The following is a 575-nucleotide window of genomic DNA, read 5'->3' as shown; positions in this document are numbered from 1 at the left end:
ACTTAACCCAAGCAACAAACTGCGCAGCGAAGAACACCAACACGATGTACATGCCCATCGAAGACATTGATTTAGACATCGCATCGATAACATCACGGTCGGTTTTCATCGTGCCAACGACTTTACCGTATACAAAGCCAGGGATAGCAAAGAATACGAAGATGAAAGCGACGATACTTTTCAGGAATGGGGATCCTGCAACAGTGCCAGCGTCTGAACGTAGAATGCCGTCTTCTGGAACAATCGTCCAAGCCAACAAAGCAGACACAACCAACACAGCAAGACCAGCAACTTTCAGACCTTTCTTCTCAAGGTCAGTTAGGTTGCCCATTTTGTCGTTAGACAAATCTTCAGCCGCTTCTTCCTCGTTGTACTTGCCAAGTTTCGGCTCAACGATTTTCTCTGTAACGAATGCACCCATACCCGCGATGAAGAACGTCGACACAAACATGAAGTACCAGTTTACTTCTGGTCCAACAGTGTAAGTCGGGTCAATCATTTGAGCTGCTGTCTCAGTAATACCTGAAAGCAGTGGGTCAACCGTACCAATTAGAAGGTTTGCCGAGTAACCGCCC

The 575-nt window shown here is 46.8% G+C and carries 1 protein-coding gene; it reads right to left on the bottom strand.

What is annotated here, in order from left to right; all coding sequences use genetic code 11:
• Positions 1-575: AbgT family transporter (locus R7Z47_RS26065; protein ID WP_318130929.1), on the bottom strand; the 575-nt coding region annotated here is incomplete at both ends.

The sequence above is a fragment of the Vibrio sp. 1641 genome, assembly GCF_033339995.1.
GTDB lineage: Bacteria > Pseudomonadota > Gammaproteobacteria > Enterobacterales > Vibrionaceae > Vibrio > Vibrio alginolyticus.
This window is presented reverse-complemented; position numbering and strand designations above follow the sequence as displayed.